The sequence below is a fragment of the Pseudoxanthomonas sp. CF385 genome, assembly GCF_900104255.1.
Lineage (GTDB): Bacteria > Pseudomonadota > Gammaproteobacteria > Xanthomonadales > Xanthomonadaceae > Pseudoxanthomonas_A.
Genome location: NZ_FNKZ01000001.1, coordinates 1816241 through 1835559, shown reverse-complemented (window position 1 = coordinate 1835559; position 19319 = coordinate 1816241). Strand labels below are relative to the sequence as shown.

The window sequence follows — 19319 nt, the reverse complement described above, 5'->3', positions numbered from 1 at the left end:
CAACAGCGCATTCTAGATGGGAAGGCCCCGGACCGACAGGAAAAGGACTCGCCCTATTGCCGCACGCGCGACGACTGCATACAATGCGCGGCTCACGGGGTGTAGCTCAGTCTGGTAGAGCGCTACGTTCGGGACGTAGAGGTCGCAGGTTCGAATCCTGTCTCCCCGACCAACACATGAAACCCGGGAAACGAAAGTTTCCCGGGTTTTTTGTTGCCCGGTTTCCGGCAACAGACCCAAGCCCGGCTCGGGCGTTGCGGCACGCGCCACGGCCTCCCGCTCCCGTCATCCCCCCGGGTTGCCCTCAACTCGGGGAAGCCCGAAAACTTGCTGTCCGTCACAGAAATATGCCGCGGAGCGTCACTCTTTGCCCGCCGCCGGCCCCCAGCGGAACGTGTCGTTTGTCCTGCCGAGCGACATATCCCCTCGCTGCCGCTGGCCGGATGAGCGGTTGGGGAGATTCGCGCCCGTCAGGGTTCACCTATCTTTACGAAAAATGAACACGCGCGACCAAAACCTGACCTTCCCGACACCCGTTTAGAGAATTGGCAGAGTTTTTGCTTAAGACAGTCCCTGAAGGATCGCGTCCCCCGCGCCCGTACGTCAGGCCCGCTCTTGAAACTCCGTTTGCTGCCCCTCGCCCTCGCATGCGCTTCGGGCTTTTCCCTGCAACTCCCGTCCGCCCTGGCGGCTCCCGTCGACGCGCTGCCCGCGTCGCGTGATGCCCAGTTGGACGAGGCCGCGCATCTGCGCGATCAACGCCAGTGGCTCGCGGCCTTGGCGATCTACGAGCGCTTGCTGTCGGCCAGGTCCAGCGATGACGAGGCTTACCGGCTGCGCGCACTGACGCTGGCCGACCTGGGCAACGCCCAGCGCGCCTGGCAGCTCTACAGCGAGCGGCCCCAGGCATTCACCGAAGCGCAGGCGAATCGCCTGGAGAGCGATCGCCTGGCGCGCCTGATCGTGTGGGGCGGCCTGTATGCACAGGAGACCTCGTCGCGGCTCGACGAGATGCGGCTCGCCGAGCGCGCGATGGCCGAGCATCTCGCACGCCTGACGCCGGCCGAACGCGTCGACGCGACGCGCGCGCGGCTGGACACGCTGATCATCCTCAACACGCTCGAGAAGCACGAGGAGGTGGTCGCCGCCTACCGTGCCCTGCAGGCCGACGGCGTGCGCGTGCCGCCCTATGCCCTGGCGAAGGTCGGCGATTCGCTGCTAGCGACCCGTCACCCCGAAGAAGCGGCCGCGGCGCTTGAAGCCTCCCTGAAGGAGATGCCGGGCGAGTTCGACATCCAATTACTGCTCGCCTACGCCTACCTCGAGTCGGAGCAGCATGACCGCGCCCTGACGCTGCTCGAAGCGCTGGCCAAGGCGAACGAACCCTGGCCCCGTGCCGCGGGCGCGCGTCGTGGCCACCAGAACTGGCAACGATTCGAAGCCGACACGAACCACGCGATGGTGACCGCGTACGGCAACCGACTTCGCGAAGCGGAAACGGCGCTGCAGGCGCTCGTCGCGCTGGCGCCCAACAATGCCGGTCTCCAGTCGCGCCTCGGCTCGGTCTTCAGCATGCGCGGCTGGACCGAGCGCGCGCTCGAACGGCAGCGCATGGCGATGACCCTGGATCCGCGCAGCACCGAAGCCCGCATCGGAGCGACCGAGTCGCTGTTGTCGCTCGACCGTGTCGAAGAGGCGCGGATGCTCCGTGACGGACTGATCCAGCAATACCCCGGCAATACCCATGTCCGCCGGCTCGAGCGCTACTGGGATGCGCGCCAGGGCTGGCACGGACGCGCGTGGGCGGCCACCGGCCGCAGCGATGCCACAGGCAACGGCAACACCGCGTCGCCGCTCGGCAATCGCGATGGCGAATACGGCCTCTCCGTGGAGAGCCCGCTGCTGGGCGATCGCTGGCGCATCACGGCACAGGCCAGCGACGCGTGGGCGGACTTCCAAGGCGAGCGCGTCCATGGTCGTTACGCCGGCATGGGCCTGCGCTACGTGCACGATCGCCTCTCGCTGGAGGCGCAGGCCCTGCGGCCGGACGATCGCTATCTCGACGACACGGCGTTCGGTCTGCAGGCGGGCTGGCGTTTCAGCGACACCTGGTCTGCCAGCGCCGCGGCATTCCACGCGGACCCGGAGGCCTCGTTGCAGGCGCGACGCAGCGGGATCGGCGCAGACGCGTGGCAGGCGGCGGTGACGTGGACGCCTTCCGAGCAGGGTCAGCTGGGTCTTCGCTACAAGCATTGGGACTACGACGACGGCAACCGGCGCCAGGAATTGGGTCTCGTCGGCCAGCGCCGATGGATCACCCGGCCGCACCTGCTGGTCGACGTGATCGGCGACGCGTATGCGTCCCGCGGCAGCCGGGACGATGCGCCGTACTTCAATCCTTCCAGCGACCACGCTTTCAATGGCGGCGTGCGCCTCGACCATATCGCGTGGCGCCGCTACGAACGCCACCTGCGGCAGCGCCTGGAGATCACGGCCGGCACGTACTGGCAGGAAGGGTATGGCACCGCCTGGGTACCGCGGGCGAGCTACCGGCACGAGTGGAAGCTGGGCATGGGTCATCTGCTGGACTACGGCGTGTCCTGGTCGCGTCCCGTGTACGACGGACAGCGGGAACAGCGCGTCGCGCTGGATATCGAATATCGGTGGGGAGAATGACCATGACGCGCATCCTGTTCGCACTCGTGCTGCGCGCCTGTCTCGCCCTGGTCGCCGCATCGCCCTTCGTGGCCTTCGCGGCCGGTGCCGGCGTGGGCGCCAGTACGCTCCAAGTGGGCGGCAACCGCCTGCTGGTCCTGAGCTACCACGACATCCGCGACGACGTCGCCCGCAAGGGCGATCCGGACGGTTACGCGGTCAGCGCACAGAACTTCGCGGCCCACCTCGACTGGCTGTCGGGCCATGGCTATCACCCGGTCAGCCTGGGCGACGTGATGGCCGCCTCCCGCGGCGAACGTGCGCTGCCGGAGAAAGCCGTACTGCTCACCTTCGATGACGGCCTCCGCAGCGTGTACACGCATGCGTTTCCGCTGCTGCGCGCGTATGGCTACCCCGCGCTGGTGGCGGTGGTGACCGATTGGGTGGAGCTGCCCAAGGATCGCCAGGTCGATTACGGCCCGCGCATGTTCACGCGCGACGATTTCCTGACCTGGGCGCAACTTCGCGAAATGCAGGCCACCGGCCTGGTCGAAATCGCGTCGCACAGCCACGACCTGCACCACGGCGTGCAGTCGAACCCGCAGGGCAACATGACGCCGGCGGCCATCACCCGCCGCTACGATGCCGGCGCGCACCACTACGAGACCGAAGCCGACTACCGCGCCCGCATCCAGGCCGACCTGAAGACCAGTGCCGACCTGCTCCAGCGCGAGCTTGGCGTGCGGCCGCGCGCGATCGTCTGGCCGTATGCCGCGTACAACAGCATCAGCAACGGCATTGCCGAAACCCTCGGCATGACGGTGTCGTTCGATCTGGAAGGCCGTGAGCAGCCGCTGGGCAACGATCTGCACGGTCTGGCGCGCCTGCTGCTCAGCGACAACCCGAGCGTCAACGACCTGGCCTACGAGCTGCGACGCGACGAGAACGTGACCGGCGTGCGCGCCATGCAGGTCGACCTGGACTATGTCTACGATGCGGATCCTGCACAGCTGAACCGCAATCTCGACGTGCTGCTGGAGCGGGTCAAGCGGATCGGCCCCACCCACGTGTTCCTGCAGGCCTTCGCCGATCCCGATGGCAATGGCTCCGCGGATGCGCTGTATTTCCCGAACCGGCACCTGCCGGTGCGCGCCGACCTCTTCAACCGCGTGGCGTGGCAGCTGCGCACGCGCGCGGGCGTCAAGGTGCTCGCCTGGCTGCCGGTCCTGGGCTTCGAACCTGCCGATCCGGCGCAGCGACGGGCTCTCGCCCTGCCGGAGCGCAAGGGCGACATCTTCCGCCTGGATCCGAGCAATCCCCGCGTCCGCGCGATGGTGAGCGACATCTACGAAGACCTCGCGATCGCCAGTTACTTCGAAGGCCTGCTGTTCCACGATGACGCCTACCTGCGCGACGACGAAGTGCCTGCCGTCGGCGATGCCGATGCGCGCGCGCAGCTGCTGGTGGACTTCACCCTCGAGCTGAAGCGCTCCGCCGAGCGCTGGCGCCCCAAGCTGCTCACCGTCCGCAACCTGTACGCACGCACGGTGCTGGAACCGGAGAGCCAGCAATGGTTCGGCCAGCGCCTGGACACGTTCCTCACCGCCTACGACTACACCGCTCTGATGGCGATGCCGTGGATGGAAGGCGAGCATCGCCGTCCCGCCGCCTGGATGCGCGAACTGGCCGATGCGGTGCGCGCCCACGATCCGTCGTTCAACAAGACCCTGTTCGAACTGCAGACGCGCGATTGGCGGACCAACACGCCGATCCCGGGCGAGACCCTGCAGGCCCTGGTCCGCCAGTTGCAGGCGGATGGCGTGCGCCACCTCGGCTGGTACCCGGACGACTTCATCGGCGACCAGCCGCGCCTGCCCGACGTGCGCGGCAGCCTGTCGGCGCGCAGCTTCCCGTACGAGGAACGATGATGGGCACGTACCTCGAGACGCTGTTCCAGTTCGCGTTCCTGTATCCGATCGTGATGTCCTTCTTCTGGATGTCCGGTGGGCTCTATTACTACTTCCGCCGCGAACGGCACGCGCGCCCGCGCAACGAGCCGCCGCCGATGGCGGTGATGCCGTTCGCCACGCTGCTGATCCCGTGCCACAACGAGGGCGACAACGTCGAGGACACGATCGGCGGCGCGCTCGCCCAGCAGTATCCGGACTTCGAGGTGATCGCCATCAACGACGGCAGCCGCGACGACACCGGCGACCGACTGAACGCCTTGGCGGCGAAGCACCCGCGCCTGCGCGTGATCCACCTGGACCGCAACCTGGGCAAGGCGAACGCGCTGCGCATGGGCGCCCTGGCCGCACGCAGCGAATACCTCGTCTGCATCGACGGCGATGCGCTGCTCGACGAATACGCCACCCACTGGATGATCTGGCACCTGACGTCCGGCCCCCGCGTGGGCGCGGTGACCGGCAATCCGCGCATCCGCAACCGCTCCACGCTGCTCGGCCGTCTGCAGGTGGGCGAGTTCTCGTCGATCATTGGCATGATCAAGCGCGCACAACGCGTCTACGGCCGGATCTTCACCGTGTCGGGCGTGATCAGCGGCTTCCGCCGCACCGCCCTGCACCGCATCGGCTACTGGGCCGACGACATGGTGACCGAGGACATCGACATCAGCTGGCGCCTGCAGCTCGACCATTGGGATATCCGCTACGAGCCCAACGCGCTGTGCTTCATCCTGATGCCGGAAACCCTCAAGGGCCTGTGGCGCCAGCGCCTGCGCTGGGCGCAGGGCGGCGTCGAAGTCCTGATCCGCCACAGCGTGGACATGTTCACCTGGCGCAAGCGCCGGATGTGGGCGGTGCTGGTCGAATACCTGCTCAGCGTGGTCTGGGCGTACACCATGCTGCTCATCATGGTGCTCTGGCTGCTGGGCAAGTTCGTGCAGATGCCGCCCGGGCTGTACGTGCACACCCTGCTGCCGTCCTGGCACGGCGTGATCCTGGCCCTGATCTGCATGCTGCAGTTCGCCAGCAGCATCGTCATCGACCGCCGTTACGAGACCGCGGTGGGCCGCAACTATTTCTGGATGATCTGGTACCCGATGGCGTACTGGATGCTGAGCCTGTTCACCACCGTCGTGGCGGTGCCGAAGACGCTGATGCGTCGCCGGCGCGGACGCGCCACATGGGTCAGCCCTGACCGGGGGATACGATGAAATTCGATTCGCGCTTGATCCGCAAGCCCATGAAGCAGCCGCGCCTGCAACGCGCAGCATGGGGCTTCGTCACCCTGGGCTTCTGGATGGTGTACGTCTACCTGTGGACGCCGCTGGTCACCCTGATCCTGTGGCTGCTCGGCATCCGCACGGCGTTCTTCGAACTCTACGTGCGCGAGCACACCATCGAGCCGTTCCTGCTGTTCACGCTCCCGGTGCTGGCCGTCGCGTGCGCATTGCTGCTGATCGCGTGGGCCGAGTACAACCGGTTCCGGTTCAGTCGCGTGGACAGGCGCAGCCAGCCGCGCAGCGCAACGTTGACGGAAGTGGCCGATTCCCTGGGCGCGCCGCCGGCCGTCGCGCGCGCCCTGGTGCTGGGGAAGGTGACCGTCCTGCATATGGGCGAGGACGCCCGCCCACAGGACTTCACCGCGCTGACCGAGTCCGCCTGAGGCCAGCGGTCAGCGCAGGTCCGGGTGCCTCATCTGGCCCTCGCCGCGAACGACGAAGCGCTCCACCGTGAGCGCCTCCAGCCCCATCGGGCCGTAGGAATGCAGGCGGGTCGTGGAAACGCCGATCTCGGCACCCAGGCCCAGCTCGCCCCCGTCCGAAAAGCGCGAAGACGCGTTCACCATGACCACGGCGGATCGCAAGGCCTGGATGAAGGCCTCCGCATGCGCCGGCGTGCGGGTGACGATCACCTCGGTGTGGTCGGAGGTGTGCCGGCGCACGTGGGCGATGGCGGCGTCCAGGTCATTGACGACGCCGATGGCGAGCACCAGGTCCAGGAACTCGGCTGCGAAATCGTCTTCCGTCGCCTCCGCTGCATCGGGCACCCAAGCCCGGCCCGCGTCGTCCACACGCACTTCCACGCCCCGGGCACGCAAAGCCTCCACGGCGCGCGGCAGGAAAGTCGGCGCGATGTCGCGATGAACCAGCAGCGTCTCCAGCGCATTGCAGGCGGATGGCCGCGAGACCTTGCCGTCCAATAGCAGTCCCAACGCGACGTCCTCGTCCGCATCGGCATCGACGTACTGGTGACACACGCCCTTGTAGTGCTTGATGACCGGCACGCGCGCGTGCTCGGCCACGAAGCGGATCAGGCCCTCGCCACCGCGCGGGATCACCAAGTCGATGATCTCGCTAAGCTGGATCAGTTCGAGGATGGTCTCGCGGCGCAGGTCTTCCACCAGGGTCAGCACGGCCTCGGGTAGTCCGGCCTCGCGCAGGGCGCGACGCAATGCACCCGCGATGGCGGTATTGGAGTGGATGGCCTCGGATCCCCCGCGCAGGATCACCGCGTTGCCCGCCTTCAGGCACAGCGCAGCGGCGTCCGCGGTCACGTTGGGCCGCGCTTCGTAAATCATCGCGATCACGCCCAGCGGCACGCGCACGCGCTCAACGTGGATGCCGTTCGGCCGGTCGTAGGCGCGGGTGACCTGCCCCACCGGATCCGGAAGGTCGGCGACCTCGCGTACGGCCGCCGCGATGCCCTGCAGTCGCTTGGTATCCAGGCGCAGGCGATCGAGCATCGCGCTGCCGATGCCCTTTTCCTCCGCCGTCGCGATGTCGCGCGCATTGGCCGCCAGGATGCCCGTCTCGTCCGCGAGCAGCGCATCCGCCATGGCACGGAGCAACGCGTTCTTCGCGTCGGTGGGCAACGCGGCGATGGCGTGCGCAGCGTCACGGCACTGCAGGGCTTGCTGGGTGATCGCGCCAGTCATGCGGACTCCGGGGGAGGCGTCAGAGAAGGACCAGATCGTCGCGATGCACGACGTTCTCGCCGTAGGTATAACCGAGGATGCCTTCGATGTCGCGCGAGTGGCGGCGCGCGATGCGGCGGATGTCCACTGCCGAGTACTGGCTCACGCCGCGCGCCACCGTGCGATCACCCTCGCCATCGCGCAGCACCACCTCGACCATGTCGCCGCGGCGGAAATCGCCTTCGGCGGTGGTCACGCCACCCGGCAGCAAGGACGCGCCCTTCCCCGCCATCGCGCCAGCGGCGCCGGTGTCGACGATGATCGCGCCCGCCTCTACCGGCACGTTGCGCAACCAGTACTTGCGTGCGGCGAGGCGGTTCTGCGCCGGCCGGAATCGCGTGCCAACGAGGCCCCCGTGGGCGAGCGCCGACACCGTGCCTGCGCGGGTACCGTTGAACAGGAAGGTCTCGATGCCCGCCGCGGCCGCCTTGGCCGCGGCCTCCAGCTTGGTATGCATGCCACCGGTGCCGACGCCGCTGCCCGCGCCGCCGGCCATCGCGTAAAACGCGGGCGTCAGCGCTTCGACGTCCAGGATCGGCTGCGCATCGGCATGCGTGCGCGGGTTGGCGGTGTAGAAGCCATCGATGTCGGTAGCGATGAACAACGCATCGGCGTCGATCAGCGCGGCGACGACGGCCGCGAGGTTGTCGTTGTCGCCGAGCTTGAGTTCGTCGACCGAGACCGTGTCGTTCTCGTTCACCACCGGCAGCGCGCCGAGCGACAGCAGTTCCTGCAGGGTCGCGCGCGCATTGAGGTAGCGCCGGCGGTTGCGCAGGTCGTCATGGGTCAACAGCACCTGCGCGACCGGTCGATCGAAGAAACGCTGCCACAGCGCGATCAATTGGGCCTGGCCCAGCGCCGCCAGCGCCTGGCGTTCGGCCATGGCCGCGCCTGCCTGCGGCTTACGGTGCAGCAGGCCACGTCCGGCCGCGACTGCGCCGGACGAGACGATCACCACTTCCTTGCCTGCCGCAATGCTGGAAGAGACGAACTGCGCCAGGCTCAGTGCGTGGCGCGGCGTCAGTCCCTCATCGCCGCCCGCCAGCAGGCTGCTGCCGACCTTCAGCACGGCGCGGCGCCACGCCGGCAGCGGTTGTTCTTCGAACGGGAGCGGCGCGGCGTGGGTCATGGGATCAGCTCAGCGTGTGTTCCATTCGTAGACGGTGAGGTCGGACGTGCCCTGGGTCGCGAGGGGATCGCGTGCCGCGATCGCACGGGCCTGCTCCAGCGAGTCGACGTTGACGAGCACGTAGGCGCCGCCGGTCTTGTCGCTGAAACCCCCGGTCATCTCCAGGTGTCCGCTGGCACGCAGTTCGTCGAGGAACGCCAGGTGCGGGGCGACCACGCCCTCGTCGAACGTGGGTCGACGCATCGCCATGACGAGGTAGCGCCTCATAGCGCATTCCAGCGCGCCGCCAGTGCATCCAGGCGGAGGTCGGCACCGGCACCCGGCGACACCCGCGCCGCCAGGCTGCCCTCGGGCGTGCGGCCCTGCCCCGCGCTGTCCGCGGATGCCGCCGCGGCCTTGTAGGCCTCGCGGAACGGCACGCCGGCCACGGCCGCTTCCACGGCCACGTCGGTGGCGTACATGCCCGAATCGATCGCCGCACGCAGGCGGTCTTCGCGCCACTCCAGGTTCGCCAGCAGCGCGGGCAGCAGTTCGAGCGCCGGCAAGCCGCGGCCGAAACCATGAAAGATCGCGCCCTTGCTGGCCTGCAGGTCGCGGTGGTAGCCGGACGGCAGCGACAGCAGCTGTTCGATCTCCATCCGCGCAGCCGCGACGCTGGCGTGGGTGGCGCGCATCAGCTCGATGACGTCGGGATTGCGCTTGTTCGGCATGATGGAACTGCCCGTGGTGTACTGAGCGGGCAACGCGACGAAACCGAATTCCGCGCTGGTGAACAGCGACAGGTCCCAGGCGATGCGGCGCAGGTCCAGGGTCGCGCCACCGAGCGCTTCGAGTGCAGCCAGTTCGAACTTGCCCCGCGAGAGCTGCGCATAGATCGGGCTGACCTGCATGCGCGAGAAACCGAGTGCCGCGGTCGTGTGTTCGCGGTCCAGCTTGAGGTTGACGCCGTAGCCGGCGGCCGTGCCCAATGGATTGGCGTCCACCAGTTTCAGCGTATCGCGGGCGCGCACCGTGTTGTCGATGAAGGCTTCCGCCCAGCCCGCCCACCACATGCCGGCGGACGACACCACGGCGCGCTGGATGTGCGTGTAGCCGGGAATCGGCAGATCGCGTTCGGCGAGCGCACGGTCCAGCGCGACCTTGGCCACTTCGCGCGACAGCACGGCCACGCGCGCGAGCTTCTCCTTCAGCCACAACCGGGTGGCGACGAGGATCTGGTCGTTCCGGCTGCGCCCGGTGTGGATCTTGCGCCCGGCATCGCCCAGGCGCTCGGTCAGGCGCGCCTCGATGGCCGAGTGCCCGTCTTCGAAGCGCTCGTCCAGGACGAAATCGCCGCGACGGAAGTCGTCCGCCAGCACCGCCAGTTCGCGCTTCAGGCCGGCCAGCTCGTCGCCCGAGAGGATGCCGATGCGCTGCAGGCCTTCCGCGTGCGCGGTGCTGGCCTGGATGTCGTGCAGGAAGAACTCGCGGTCCAGCACCACGTCGTCGCCGGCCAGGAAACGCTGGATCTCCGCGTCCACTGCTACGCCCGGCTTCTGCCACAACAGGTCGCTCATACCGTCGTCTCCTGCGGAATGCTGTCCAGTTCGTCGAACCCGAAGGCCCGGTTGAGGTTCTGCATCGCCTGCGTCGCCGCGCCCTTGAGCAGGTTGTCGAGGGTCGCGACCACGACCAGGCGCTTGCCGCCGGGCGCCAGGGTGAAGCCACCGATCTCGACGCCGTGCCGGCCGGCGATCCGACTGACCCACGGGGCTTCGTCCAGCACGCGGACCAGCGGCTCGCCCGCATAGCGTTCGCGATAGCGCGCGCGGATGTCCTCGACCTTGGCCGCCTGCTGCAGCCAGAGGTTGACCGTCATCGTGATGCCGCGGAAGTGCGGGGCCACATGCGGCATGAACTCGACCGGCACACCCAGGTGGCGGCTGACCTCGCGCTCATGCATGTGGTCGGTAAGCGCATACGGCATCAGATTGTCGCGCAGCAGCTCGGTGTTGTTCTTGTCCGACGGCGTGGTCCCTGCGCCAGAGTAACCAGAGACGCCGAAGCACTGCGGCGGGCCCGCCAAGCGACCAAGGAGCGGTGCGATCGCGAGCTGCATCGCCGTGGCGTAGCAGCCCGGATTGCTGATCCGCGTCTGGCCGGCATAGTCCTGTCGGGTCAATTCCGGCAGACCGTAGTACCAGTGCGGATCGAAACGGTAGTCCGCCGACAGGTCGACGATGATCGTGTCGGGGGCTTGCGCATCGAGCGCCGCGACCAGGTCGCCGGCCTTGCCGTTGGGCAGCGCCAGGATCACGGCGTCGGCACCCTTCGCGCCGACCTGCTCGTGGCTCAGGTTCTCGTAGCGCAGCTCGCCCGTGAACCCTTCGATATGGTCGCTGACTTTCTGCCCGTCGAGCTCGCGCGAGGACACGAACGCCAGTTCGAGCTGCGGATGGCGGGCGATCAGGCGGATAAGCTCCGCGCCGGTATGGCCGCGGGCGCCGACGATGCCGACGGTCTTCGGGGTACTCATGGGACGTCCTGATCGTGCCGGGCGAGCTTCGCCAGCAGGTTGCGTTTCACCGCCGGCCACTCGCCGTCGATGATAGAGAAGACGACGGTGTCGCGCGGCGAGCCGTCGGTATGGCGTTTGTGGTTGCGCAGCACACCGTCCTGCTTCGCCCCGAGCCGGGCGATCGCCGCGCGCGAGCGGTAGTTGAACCAGCTGGTCTCGAACACCACGCTGATGCAGCCCAGCGTCTCGAACGCATGCGTAAGCAACAACAGCTTGGTCTCGGTATTGATGCCGGTGCGCTGCACGTTGGGCGCGTACCAGGTGTAACCGATGCTGAGCTTGGGCACGTCCGCTTCCAGCCCGTAGAACCGGGTACTGCCGACGACACGGCCAGCGGCATCCCGCACCACGAACGGCAGCACGCGGCCGTCGGCCTGCGCCGCCAGCACCGCGTCCACGTAGTCCGCCGCATCGGCGGCCTTCGGCACCTGCGTGAACCACAGCGCAGCCAGTTCATCGCCCGCCAAGGCGGCGCGCAGGCCCTCGACATGGTCGGACGACATCGGTTCGAGGCGCGCATGACGCCCCGTCAGGACCGGTACCTGCTGCCAGGCAGTGGGGAGTGCGGCGGCCATGTCAGTCCTTCAACGTGGGCAGGCGCGTGCGGCAGTGCGCGACGCAGCGTTCGATGTCGGCGAAATCCTCGATGCCGTACCAGAACACCTTCCACTTCTCCTGCTTGTAGCAGCCGTCGGACTCGGCGTAGTAGAAGATGTTGACCTGGTTGTTGTGGCGCGAACGCCAGAACAGCTGCGGATTCTCTTCGCGCATCACATGCCACACGGCGCGGCCGAGGCCCTCGCCCTGCGCGTCGTCGAGTACGGCAAACTTGTCCAGATAGGCGAACCCTTCCTCCTGCGTGAGGATCAGGGCGGTGCGGTAGTTCTCGCTGATGTAGACGCGGTATGGCGTGGTGCGCTCGAAATAGTCCGGCAACAGCGTGCGGCCGAAGCTGGATTCGATCAGCGTCTTCAGTCGCGGCAGGTCCACGCCTTCCCAACCACCTTCGAAGCGCAGTACGCGTTCACCCTTGCGCACGAGCGTGCCGGAACCGCGGTGCGTGAACAGCTCCTTGGCCAGTTCCGCCGGCTTGGTGATGGACACCGAGGAGGTCAGCGGCAGCCGGTCCAGCAGATCCTTGATCTGCTCGATCTTCACCCGCATGCCGCCATTGATCCACGGCTGCGCCATCAGCTCGTCGTACTCGGTCGACAGGTTGATCGAATCGAGCACGCGTCCTTCCGCGTCCAGCAGGCCGCCGGTACCGGTGAGGAAGATGATCTTGTACGGCTGCAGGACCTGCACCAGCTCGTTGGCGGCGAAGTCGGCGTTGATGTTGAGGATCTGCCCGCCCACGGTTTCGCCCATGCTGGCGATCACCGGAATGGAACCCGCCTTCAGGCTGGCCTCGATCGGCGCCTGGTTGATCCGGGTGACGTCGCCTACCAGTCCGTAGGTGGCCTGGTCCTTGAACTCGGCCTCGAACACGCCGGACACGATCGAGGTCGCGCGCGCACCCACCTGCTGCAATGCCTCGACCAAGGCGAGGTTCTGTTGCAGGAACACCTTGCGCACGATGGCCAGCACTTCGGGCGTCGTCACGCGCAGGCCGTTGACGGTCTGCTTGGTGATGCCCGCGGCGGTCATCTCTTCGTCCAGCTGCGGTCCTGCACCGTGCACGACGATCGGTGTCAGGCCGACTTCCTGCAGGAACGTCAGCGAGGACGTCAGCGCATCGAGATCGTCGCGCAGCACCGCACCGCCGACCTTGACCACGGCGAAGCGCTTGGCGTCCAGCTGGGAGAAACGCTTGACGTACTGCGATATCTCCTTCGCGCTGGCCATGCTGGACAGCAGACGGATGATGGTCTGACGGGTTTGCTTGTTGGATTCCATCGTGTCGTTTCGATGCGTGTTCGGGGTACGTGGATCAGGCGAGGATGCGGGCGACGCTCTCGGCGTACCGCTTAAGTTGGTCCAGGGCGACCCACTCATCGGCGGTGTGCGCCTGGGCGATGTCGCCGGGGCCGTAGACGAAGGCGGTCAGCCCGGCGGCGGAGAACAGCGACGCCTCGGTCCAGAAGTCGACGGCATTGCCGATCGGCAGGCCGAGTTCGTCGGCCAGGTCGCGCGCAGCCAGCCGACGCTCTTCGGCGCGGGCGACGTCACCGGACGGCAACGAAGGGCCGCGGAAGGTCTCTTCGTACTCGGCCAGCGCATCGGTGTTGGCGAAGCCGTGGAACGTGGCGTGCAGTTCGGCGGGATCCTGCGAGGGCAGCGGACGGAAACCGAAGCGGACTTCCGCGCTGGGCGCGATCATGTTCGCCTTGATGCCGCCTTCCACCCGGCCGATGTTGAAGCGCAGGCCGGTCAGTCCGCCGAAACGCAGGTGGTGCTGGGCCTGGACGAAATCCAGCGCTGACGTGCCCCAGCGCATCGCGTTGTGCAGCGCGCTGAGCGTGAGGGCGTTCTCGGCGGACGCGTGCCCGGCCTGGCCCTTGAACGCCATGCGGACGGCGCTGATGCCACGATGCGCGAGCACCGCCTGGCACTGGGTCGGCTCGGCGATGATCGCTTCGCTGAAGCCATGGTCGCGGGCGAGGAAGGCGGCAATGCAGCGCGCGTCGTTCGCCTCCTCGTCGGTCGTGAACAGGAACGCCGCATCGCCCTGGGTCACCTGCGCCGCGGCCACCAGCGCCGCCGCCGCACCCTTGATGTCGCAGGCACCCAGGCCGATGGCGCGGTCGCCCTCGATGCGCAGGGTGTGCGGATCGGCGCTCCACGCGGGCGAAGATGGCACCGTATCCAGATGCACGTTGAACACGCGCCGGGGCTGACCGCGCACGGCGAACAGGGTCACCGCGCCGGCGCCATGGTCGATGACCTCGACCTGGAAGTCCGGCAATTGGGCGCGCAGATAGTCGAAGATGCCGCCGGTGCCGATGTCGCGCGGCGGGTTGCGGGTGTCGAACGACACCAGCGCTTCGAGGTGCTTGAGCGTGGTCGCGAGCAAGGTCATGCGGTGTTGGCCTCGGTGTAGATGTCCGGCTTGGACACTTCCATCAGCGTCTGCGGCTTGGCCGGCGTGGCGAAGCCGTACTGCGTGTACAACCCGTGCGCATCGGACGTGGCCAGCATGAAACGGCGCAGCCCCTGCAACTGCGGGTGCGCCATGACCTCGGCCACCAGGGCCTTGCTGTAGCCGCGACCGCGATGCTCCGGCAGCACGAACACGTCGGCCAGATAGGCGAACGTCGCGAAGTCGGAGACGACCCGCGCGAACGCCACCTGTCCCACGCCTTCGACATAACCGCCGAAGCACAGCGAGCCCGCGACCGCGCGCGCCACCGTCTCCTCGGGGATGCCCTGGCTCCAGTAGGCCTGGGTCGAGAGGAAACGATGGATCAGCGGCAGATCCAGCTCCGCCTTGTCCGTGCTGATGCGCAGGGCGCTCATCGTGGCGTTCCGGTCAGCGGTTGATCTCGGCCCACAGGGTCGAGCTCATGCCGAACAGCTTGATGAAGCCTTCCGCTTCCTCCACGCCCCAGTCGGCGGACTGTGCATACGTCGCGCCCTTGGCATTGAGGATGTGCGGCGAGGTCACGGCCACGGCATCGACGCGGCCACCGCGGGTCTCCAGTACCACCTCGCCGTTGACGGTGGCCTGCGAGGACTGCAGGAACGCCTCCAGGTCGGCCTTCAGCGGATCGTGGTAGAAGCCTTCGTACACCAGCTCGACCCACTTGCGCGCGATCTCGGGCTTGAAGCGGTTCTGCTGCTTGGTCAGCACGGTCTCTTCCAGCGCGCGGTGCGCGGCCAGCAACGACACCAGGCCGGGCGCCTCGAACACGATGCGGCCCTTCAGGCCGATCACGGTGTCGCCCGTGTATACGCCGCGGCCCACGCCGTACGGCGCGAACAGCGCATTCAACTTCGCCAGCAGCGCGGCGCCGCCGATGGCCTGCCCGTCCAGGCTGACAGCTTCGCCGTTCTTGAAGCCGACCTTGACGCGCAGCGGCTCCACCGGCCATTCGGCGCGCGGCGCGCACCAGCCGCGGGCACCCTCGCCCGGCGCTTCCCATTTGTCGATCTCGCCGCCGGACATGGTCAGGCCCAGCAGGTTCTCGTTGATGGTGTAGCTCTTCTGCTTGGCGCGAACGCCGAAGCCGCGCTCTTCCAGGTAGGCCTGTTCGTAGGCACGGGTCTGCGTGTGTTCCTTCTGGATCTCGCGGATCGGCGCCACGATGCGGTAATCGCCACTGGCCTTCACGGCGAGGTCGAAGCGCACCTGGTCGTTGCCCATGCCGGTGCAACCGTGCGCGATCGCGTTCGTGCCCAGCTCGGCCGCACGCTTCAGCGCGGCGTCGACGATCAGGTAGCGGTCGGACACCAGCAGCGGGTACTGGCCCTGGTAGCCCTCGCCCGCCCACACGAACGGCTTGACGAAGCCGTCCCAGATCGCGGGACCGCCATCGACGGTGACGTGGCTGGCCACGCCCAGGTCGGCGGCGCGCTGTTCGATGTAGGCGCGTTCTTCGGCATCCACGCCGCCGGTGTCGGCGAACACGGTGTGCACGTTCCAGCCGCGCTCCTTCAGATAAGGTACGCAGAAGCTGGTGTCGAGGCCGCCGGAGAAGGCGAGGACGATGTCTTTGGACTGGTTCATGGGGGTGCGTTCTGTTCGGGTTCGGTGGGATTACTGCTGCATCAGTGCGGCCATGATGGCCTTCTGCACGTGCAGGCGGTTCTCGGCTTCGTCGATGGCGATGCACTGCGGCGAGTCCATCACGCCGTCGGTGGCCTTCACGTTGCGGCGCAATGGCAGGCAGTGGCTGAAGACGCCGTTGTTGGTGAGCGCCATCTTGGCTTCGTCGACGATGAAGTGCTTGTACTGGTCGCGGATCGGCTTCTCGGGCTCCCAGTTGCCGAAGAACGGCAAGGCGCCCCAGCTCTTGGCGTAGACGACGTCGGCACCGCGGTAGGCGCTCTCGATGTCGTGGCTGACGCGCAGCGAGCCGCCGCTCTCGGCAACGTTCTGCTCGGCCCAGCCCATGTAGCGCTCATCCAGCACATAGTCCGGGGTCGGGCACAGCAGGGTCACGTCCATGCCCAGGCGGGTGGCGATGGTCAGCGCGGAATTGGCGACCGCGGTGTTCAGCGGCTTGGGATGGTAGGTCCAGGTGAGCACGTACTTCTTGCCGCGCAGGTCGGACGTGCCGAAGTGCTCCTGCAGCGCCAGCGCATGCGCCAGCTCCTGGCAGGGATGGGTGATCGTCTCCATGTTGATCACCGGCACCGGCGAGTACTTGGCGAAGGACTTCAGGACGATGTCTTCGCGGTCGTAGGCCCAGTCGACGAACTTCGGGAATGCGCGCACGCCGATCAGGTCCACGTAGCGGCCGAGCACCTTGGCCACCTCGGCGATGTGCTCCTCGGTGTCGCCATCCATCACCGTGCCCAGGTTGAACTCGATGGGCCATGCGTCCTTGCCCGGCTGCAGCACGACCGCGTGGCCGCCCAGTTGGAACGCGCCCAGCTCGAAGCTGGTACGGGTACGCATCGAAGGATTGAAGAACACCAGCGCGATCGACTTGCCTTTCAGCGCATCACCCAGCTTGTGCTGCTTGTAGAGGGCCGCCTGCGTGAGCAAGGCGTCCAGTTCGCTGCGGCTCCAGTCCTGCGTGTTCAAGAAGTGCTTCATTACGGCATCCTGGTTTCGGGAATGTGGCATTGCGGAGGTCAGAAACGAAAAAACCCAGCCTCTGGCTGGGTTCCGGTGAACAAGCGACGACGTCCGGGGTACCCAGCTAGATGCAGGATTCCGGTCGACGGGCACGCGACGTCATGCTCGAGGCCTGGGAGGCCGCGCTGGCTGCATGGGCGTGTGCGTTCATCTTCATGGCCGCGAATGCTCGCATGTGCTGCGGCGCAGCGCAAGGCTACCTTCGGAGGGTGGCAGCACTCAGGGCGTGCTGGCGGCGGGCTGCATCGGGGTGACGTAGGGCACCACCGACACACGGATCCGCAGGCGGTTGCCGGGATCCTCGGCCAGGCGGGAGCGGTACTTCACGCCCTTGTAGATGTAGTCCACGTCGTAGGCGATGGGCCGCTGGAACTCACGTTCCACCGGCACGGCCCTGCAATTGGTCCGGACCGTGCTGGCCGGCGGCGCCACTGGCGGGGCGGAGGCCTCATCACTCCCGAACCAGCCTTTCACCGAACTGACCATCTTCGACCAGCGGCTTTCTTCCTCGCGGGTCGCCGGCTCGGGCTTGACCGCGGGCACCTCGTCGCAGCGCTGCTCGGTGCGGGTGGCCCTGAGGGTCTGGTACACCGGCTCCACGCTGAGCACCTGGGCGTAATCGAGCCGCACGTTCTCCGTCGGGATCACCCGCTCCTGCGCCAACAACGGGGCGCAGGCCAGCAGGCAGGACAGGAAAAGGGCGGCGCGGAAGCGGTGCATGTGGCCTGTAAGTGGTATCCCGGTGTCACAGTGTAGGCATCGCGCCTTGAGTGGGGCTGAACATCGGGCGCCGGACCGACCCGGTGTCCGCAGGGAGCGCAGACGGTAGAATCGACCGGGTATCCCCTGCCCCACGCCCATGACCCTGCGCCTGCACAACAACCTGACGCGCCGGGTCGAGCCGTTCGCGCCGCTCGATCCTGCCTGCCCGACGATGTACGTCTGCGGGCCCACCGTCTACAACTACGTCCACATCGGCAACGCGCGCGGCCCCGTGGTGTTCGGCGTGCTGGCCGCCCTCCTGCGGCGGCGCTACGGCCGGCTGCGCTACGCGCGCAACATCACGGACGTGGACGACAAGATCAACGCGGCGGCCAAGGAGCTGGGCGTGGCGATCTCCGCCATCACCGACCGCTATGCGGCGGCGTACCGCGAAGACATGGCCGGGCTGGGCGTGACGGACGAATTCTCCCCGGACATCGAACCGGCCGCGACCGCCCACATTCCGCACATCATCGCGATGATCGAGCAGCTGATCGCCGGCGGGCACGCCTATGCCGCCGAAGGCCACGTGCTGTTCGCGGTGGGCAGCTTCGCCGAGTACGGCAAGCTCTCGCGCCGCGATCCGGACGAAATGCTGGCCGGTGCCCGCGTCGAGGTGGCGCCTTACAAGCGCGATCCCGGCGACTTCGTGCTGTGGAAGCCCTCCACGCCCGACCTGCCGGGCTGGGACTCGCCCTGGGGCCTCGGCCGCCCGGGCTGGCACATCGAGTGCTCGGCGATGGCTGCCGCGCACCTCGGCGAGACCATCGACATCCACGCCGGTGGCGTGGACCTGCAGTTCCCGCACCACGAGAACGAAGTGGCGCAGAGCGAATGCGCGCACAAGCACGCCGACGGCTCACACAAGACCTTCGCCCGCTTCTGGCTGCACAACGGCATGCTGAACTTCGGCGGCGCCAAGATGAGCAAGTCGCTGGGCAACATCGAGAAGGTCCACGATCTCCTTCAGCAACATCCGCCCGAAGCGCTGCGTTACGCCCTGCTCTCCGCGCACTACCGGCAGCCGCTGGACTGGTCGGAGGCGCTGGTGGAGCAGTCGAAGAACACGCTGGACCGGTTGTACGGCACCCTGCGCGATCTGGGTGATGTCGCCGCACCGGCGCAGACGCCGCAGGCCATCGAGGATGCGCTGGACGACGACCTCAACACGCCGCTGGCGTTGGCGGAGATCGCCCGCATCGCCGCCGACGCCCGCAAGGCGACGACGGCGCAGGACCGTGAGCGCCTGAAGGGCGAACTGCTCGGTGCTGGGCGCGTGCTGGGCCTGCTCGAGCAGGATCCCGCCGCCTGGTTCGCCCGCGGCACGTCCAGCGACGACGATGCCCGTATCCAGGGCCTGATCGACGAGCGCGCCGCCGCGAAGCAGTCGCGCGACTTCGCCCGTTCCGACGCGATCCGCGACCAGCTGGCGGCCGAAGGCATCCTGCTGGAAGACACGCCGCAGGGCGTACGCTGGAAGCGCGCCTGATCCATCCCCATCAGGGAGCCGGCGACGCCGCGCTCCCGGAACCCCC

Annotated in this window: 17 protein-coding genes and 1 tRNA gene; 6 read left to right on the top strand and 12 right to left on the bottom strand. The window is 67.6% G+C overall.

What is annotated here, in order from left to right; translation table 11 throughout:
• Positions 1-95: 95 nt before the first annotated feature.
• The 5 genes from BLT45_RS08530 (at position 96) to pgaD (ending at position 6282) form a co-directional block, all read left to right on the top strand.
• A tRNA-Pro gene (locus BLT45_RS08530) sits at positions 96-172 on the top strand.
• A 443-nt stretch (positions 173-615) separates the two neighbouring features.
• Positions 616-2676 carry a poly-beta-1,6 N-acetyl-D-glucosamine export porin PgaA gene (gene pgaA / locus BLT45_RS08525; RefSeq protein WP_175455766.1) on the top strand — a complete coding sequence of 687 codons (2061 nt, stop codon included), beginning with the start codon at positions 616-618 and terminating at the stop codon, positions 2674-2676.
• Positions 2677-2678: 2 nt separating this feature from the next.
• The gene (gene pgaB / locus BLT45_RS08520; protein WP_093297399.1) at positions 2679-4583 is read left to right on the top strand and encodes a poly-beta-1,6-N-acetyl-D-glucosamine N-deacetylase PgaB; all 1905 of its coding nucleotides are present in this window, start codon (positions 2679-2681) and stop codon (positions 4581-4583) included.
• Complete coding sequence (pgaC, locus tag BLT45_RS08515) at positions 4583-5830, top strand: poly-beta-1,6-N-acetyl-D-glucosamine synthase (RefSeq protein ID WP_093297398.1); 1248 nt, start codon at positions 4583-4585, stop codon at positions 5828-5830. The genes pgaB and pgaC overlap by 1 nt, the downstream gene beginning before the upstream one ends.
• Positions 5827-6282, top strand: coding sequence for a poly-beta-1,6-N-acetyl-D-glucosamine biosynthesis protein PgaD (gene pgaD, locus BLT45_RS08510; protein ID WP_093297395.1), 456 nt, complete (start codon positions 5827-5829; stop codon positions 6280-6282). The genes pgaC and pgaD overlap by 4 nt, the downstream gene beginning before the upstream one ends.
• A 9-nt stretch (positions 6283-6291) precedes the next feature.
• On the opposite strand, the gene BLT45_RS08505 is transcribed toward pgaD, so the two are convergent.
• The 12 genes from BLT45_RS08505 to BLT45_RS08450 form a co-directional block, all read right to left on the bottom strand.
• Positions 6292-7554 carry a glutamate-5-semialdehyde dehydrogenase gene (locus BLT45_RS08505; RefSeq protein ID WP_093297393.1) on the bottom strand — a complete coding sequence of 421 codons (1263 nt, stop codon included), beginning with the start codon at positions 7552-7554 and terminating at the stop codon, positions 6292-6294.
• Between the two features lie 19 nt (positions 7555-7573).
• Positions 7574-8722 carry a glutamate 5-kinase gene (gene proB, locus BLT45_RS08500; protein ID WP_093297391.1) on the bottom strand — a complete coding sequence of 383 codons (1149 nt, stop codon included), beginning with the start codon at positions 8720-8722 and terminating at the stop codon, positions 7574-7576.
• A gap of 9 nt (positions 8723-8731) precedes the next feature.
• The gene (locus BLT45_RS08495; protein ID WP_093297389.1) at positions 8732-8989 is read right to left on the bottom strand and encodes a YciI family protein; all 258 of its coding nucleotides are present in this window, start codon (positions 8987-8989) and stop codon (positions 8732-8734) included.
• Positions 8986-10278 carry an argininosuccinate lyase gene (gene argH, locus BLT45_RS08490; RefSeq protein WP_093297386.1) on the bottom strand — a complete coding sequence of 431 codons (1293 nt, stop codon included), beginning with the start codon at positions 10276-10278 and terminating at the stop codon, positions 8986-8988. Before argH ends, BLT45_RS08495 begins: the two co-directional genes overlap by 4 nt.
• A complete protein-coding gene (gene argC, locus BLT45_RS08485; protein ID WP_093297384.1) occupies positions 10275-11237 on the bottom strand; it encodes an N-acetyl-gamma-glutamyl-phosphate reductase in 963 nt (320 codons plus the stop codon). Before argC ends, argH begins: the two co-directional genes overlap by 4 nt.
• Positions 11234-11854: a GNAT family N-acetyltransferase gene (locus BLT45_RS08480; RefSeq protein ID WP_093297381.1), complete on the bottom strand. Its 621-nt coding sequence runs from the start codon at positions 11852-11854 to the stop codon at positions 11234-11236. The genes argC and BLT45_RS08480 overlap by 4 nt, the downstream gene beginning before the upstream one ends.
• A 1-nt stretch (position 11855) precedes the next feature.
• Entirely contained in the window at positions 11856-13175 is a 1320-nt protein-coding gene (locus BLT45_RS08475; RefSeq protein WP_093297379.1) for an acetylglutamate kinase, read from the bottom strand.
• Between the two features lie 34 nt (positions 13176-13209).
• Entirely contained in the window at positions 13210-14298 is a 1089-nt protein-coding gene (locus BLT45_RS08470) for an acetylornithine deacetylase (RefSeq protein WP_093297377.1), read from the bottom strand.
• Complete coding sequence (locus tag BLT45_RS08465) at positions 14295-14735, bottom strand: GNAT family N-acetyltransferase (RefSeq protein ID WP_093297375.1); 441 nt, start codon at positions 14733-14735, stop codon at positions 14295-14297. Before BLT45_RS08465 ends, BLT45_RS08470 begins: the two co-directional genes overlap by 4 nt.
• A 13-nt stretch (positions 14736-14748) precedes the next feature.
• Positions 14749-15945 (bottom strand): argininosuccinate synthase, encoded by a 1197-nt coding sequence (locus BLT45_RS08460; RefSeq protein ID WP_093297372.1) that lies wholly within the window; start codon positions 15943-15945, stop codon positions 14749-14751.
• Between the two features lie 30 nt (positions 15946-15975).
• The gene (locus BLT45_RS08455; protein WP_093297370.1) at positions 15976-16980 is read right to left on the bottom strand and encodes an N-acetylornithine carbamoyltransferase; all 1005 of its coding nucleotides are present in this window, start codon (positions 16978-16980) and stop codon (positions 15976-15978) included.
• A gap of 261 nt (positions 16981-17241) precedes the next feature.
• On the bottom strand, positions 17242-17742 hold the full coding sequence (locus BLT45_RS08450) for a hypothetical protein (RefSeq protein ID WP_093297368.1): 501 nt from the start codon (positions 17740-17742) through the stop codon (positions 17242-17244).
• 139 nt (positions 17743-17881) lie between these two features.
• On the opposite strand from BLT45_RS08450, the gene cysS reads away from it, so the two are divergent.
• On the top strand, positions 17882-19273 hold the full coding sequence (cysS, locus tag BLT45_RS08445; protein WP_093297366.1) for a cysteine--tRNA ligase: 1392 nt from the start codon (positions 17882-17884) through the stop codon (positions 19271-19273).
• The last annotated feature ends 46 nt before the right edge of the window (positions 19274-19319 follow it).

What these genes read in the sequence shown, in the direction of transcription:
- pgaD (WP_093297395.1), top strand. Translation starts at nt 5,827, where the DNA reads ATGAAATTCGATTCGCGCTTGATCCGCAAGCCCATGAAGCAGCCGCGC.
- BLT45_RS08495 (WP_093297389.1), bottom strand. Translation starts at nt 8,989, where the DNA reads ATGAGGCGCTACCTCGTCATGGCGATGCGTCGACCCACGTTCGACGAG.
- pgaB (WP_093297399.1), top strand. Translation starts at nt 2,679, where the DNA reads ATGACGCGCATCCTGTTCGCACTCGTGCTGCGCGCCTGTCTCGCCCTG.
- pgaC (WP_093297398.1), top strand. Translation starts at nt 4,583, where the DNA reads ATGGGCACGTACCTCGAGACGCTGTTCCAGTTCGCGTTCCTGTATCCG.
- BLT45_RS08475 (WP_093297379.1), bottom strand. Translation starts at nt 13,175, where the DNA reads ATGGAATCCAACAAGCAAACCCGTCAGACCATCATCCGTCTGCTGTCC.
- BLT45_RS08460 (WP_093297372.1), bottom strand. Translation starts at nt 15,945, where the DNA reads ATGAACCAGTCCAAAGACATCGTCCTCGCCTTCTCCGGCGGCCTCGAC.
- BLT45_RS08480 (WP_093297381.1), bottom strand. Translation starts at nt 11,854, where the DNA reads ATGGCCGCCGCACTCCCCACTGCCTGGCAGCAGGTACCGGTCCTGACG.
- BLT45_RS08470 (WP_093297377.1), bottom strand. Translation starts at nt 14,298, where the DNA reads ATGACCTTGCTCGCGACCACGCTCAAGCACCTCGAAGCGCTGGTGTCG.
- BLT45_RS08505 (WP_093297393.1), bottom strand. Translation starts at nt 7,554, where the DNA reads ATGACTGGCGCGATCACCCAGCAAGCCCTGCAGTGCCGTGACGCTGCG.
- BLT45_RS08465 (WP_093297375.1), bottom strand. Translation starts at nt 14,735, where the DNA reads ATGAGCGCCCTGCGCATCAGCACGGACAAGGCGGAGCTGGATCTGCCG.
- argC (WP_093297384.1), bottom strand. Translation starts at nt 11,237, where the DNA reads ATGAGTACCCCGAAGACCGTCGGCATCGTCGGCGCCCGCGGCCATACC.
- cysS (WP_093297366.1), top strand. Translation starts at nt 17,882, where the DNA reads ATGACCCTGCGCCTGCACAACAACCTGACGCGCCGGGTCGAGCCGTTC.
- BLT45_RS08455 (WP_093297370.1), bottom strand. Translation starts at nt 16,980, where the DNA reads ATGAAGCACTTCTTGAACACGCAGGACTGGAGCCGCAGCGAACTGGAC.
- BLT45_RS08450 (WP_093297368.1), bottom strand. Translation starts at nt 17,742, where the DNA reads ATGCACCGCTTCCGCGCCGCCCTTTTCCTGTCCTGCCTGCTGGCCTGC.
- proB (WP_093297391.1), bottom strand. Translation starts at nt 8,722, where the DNA reads ATGACCCACGCCGCGCCGCTCCCGTTCGAAGAACAACCGCTGCCGGCG.
- argH (WP_093297386.1), bottom strand. Translation starts at nt 10,278, where the DNA reads ATGAGCGACCTGTTGTGGCAGAAGCCGGGCGTAGCAGTGGACGCGGAG.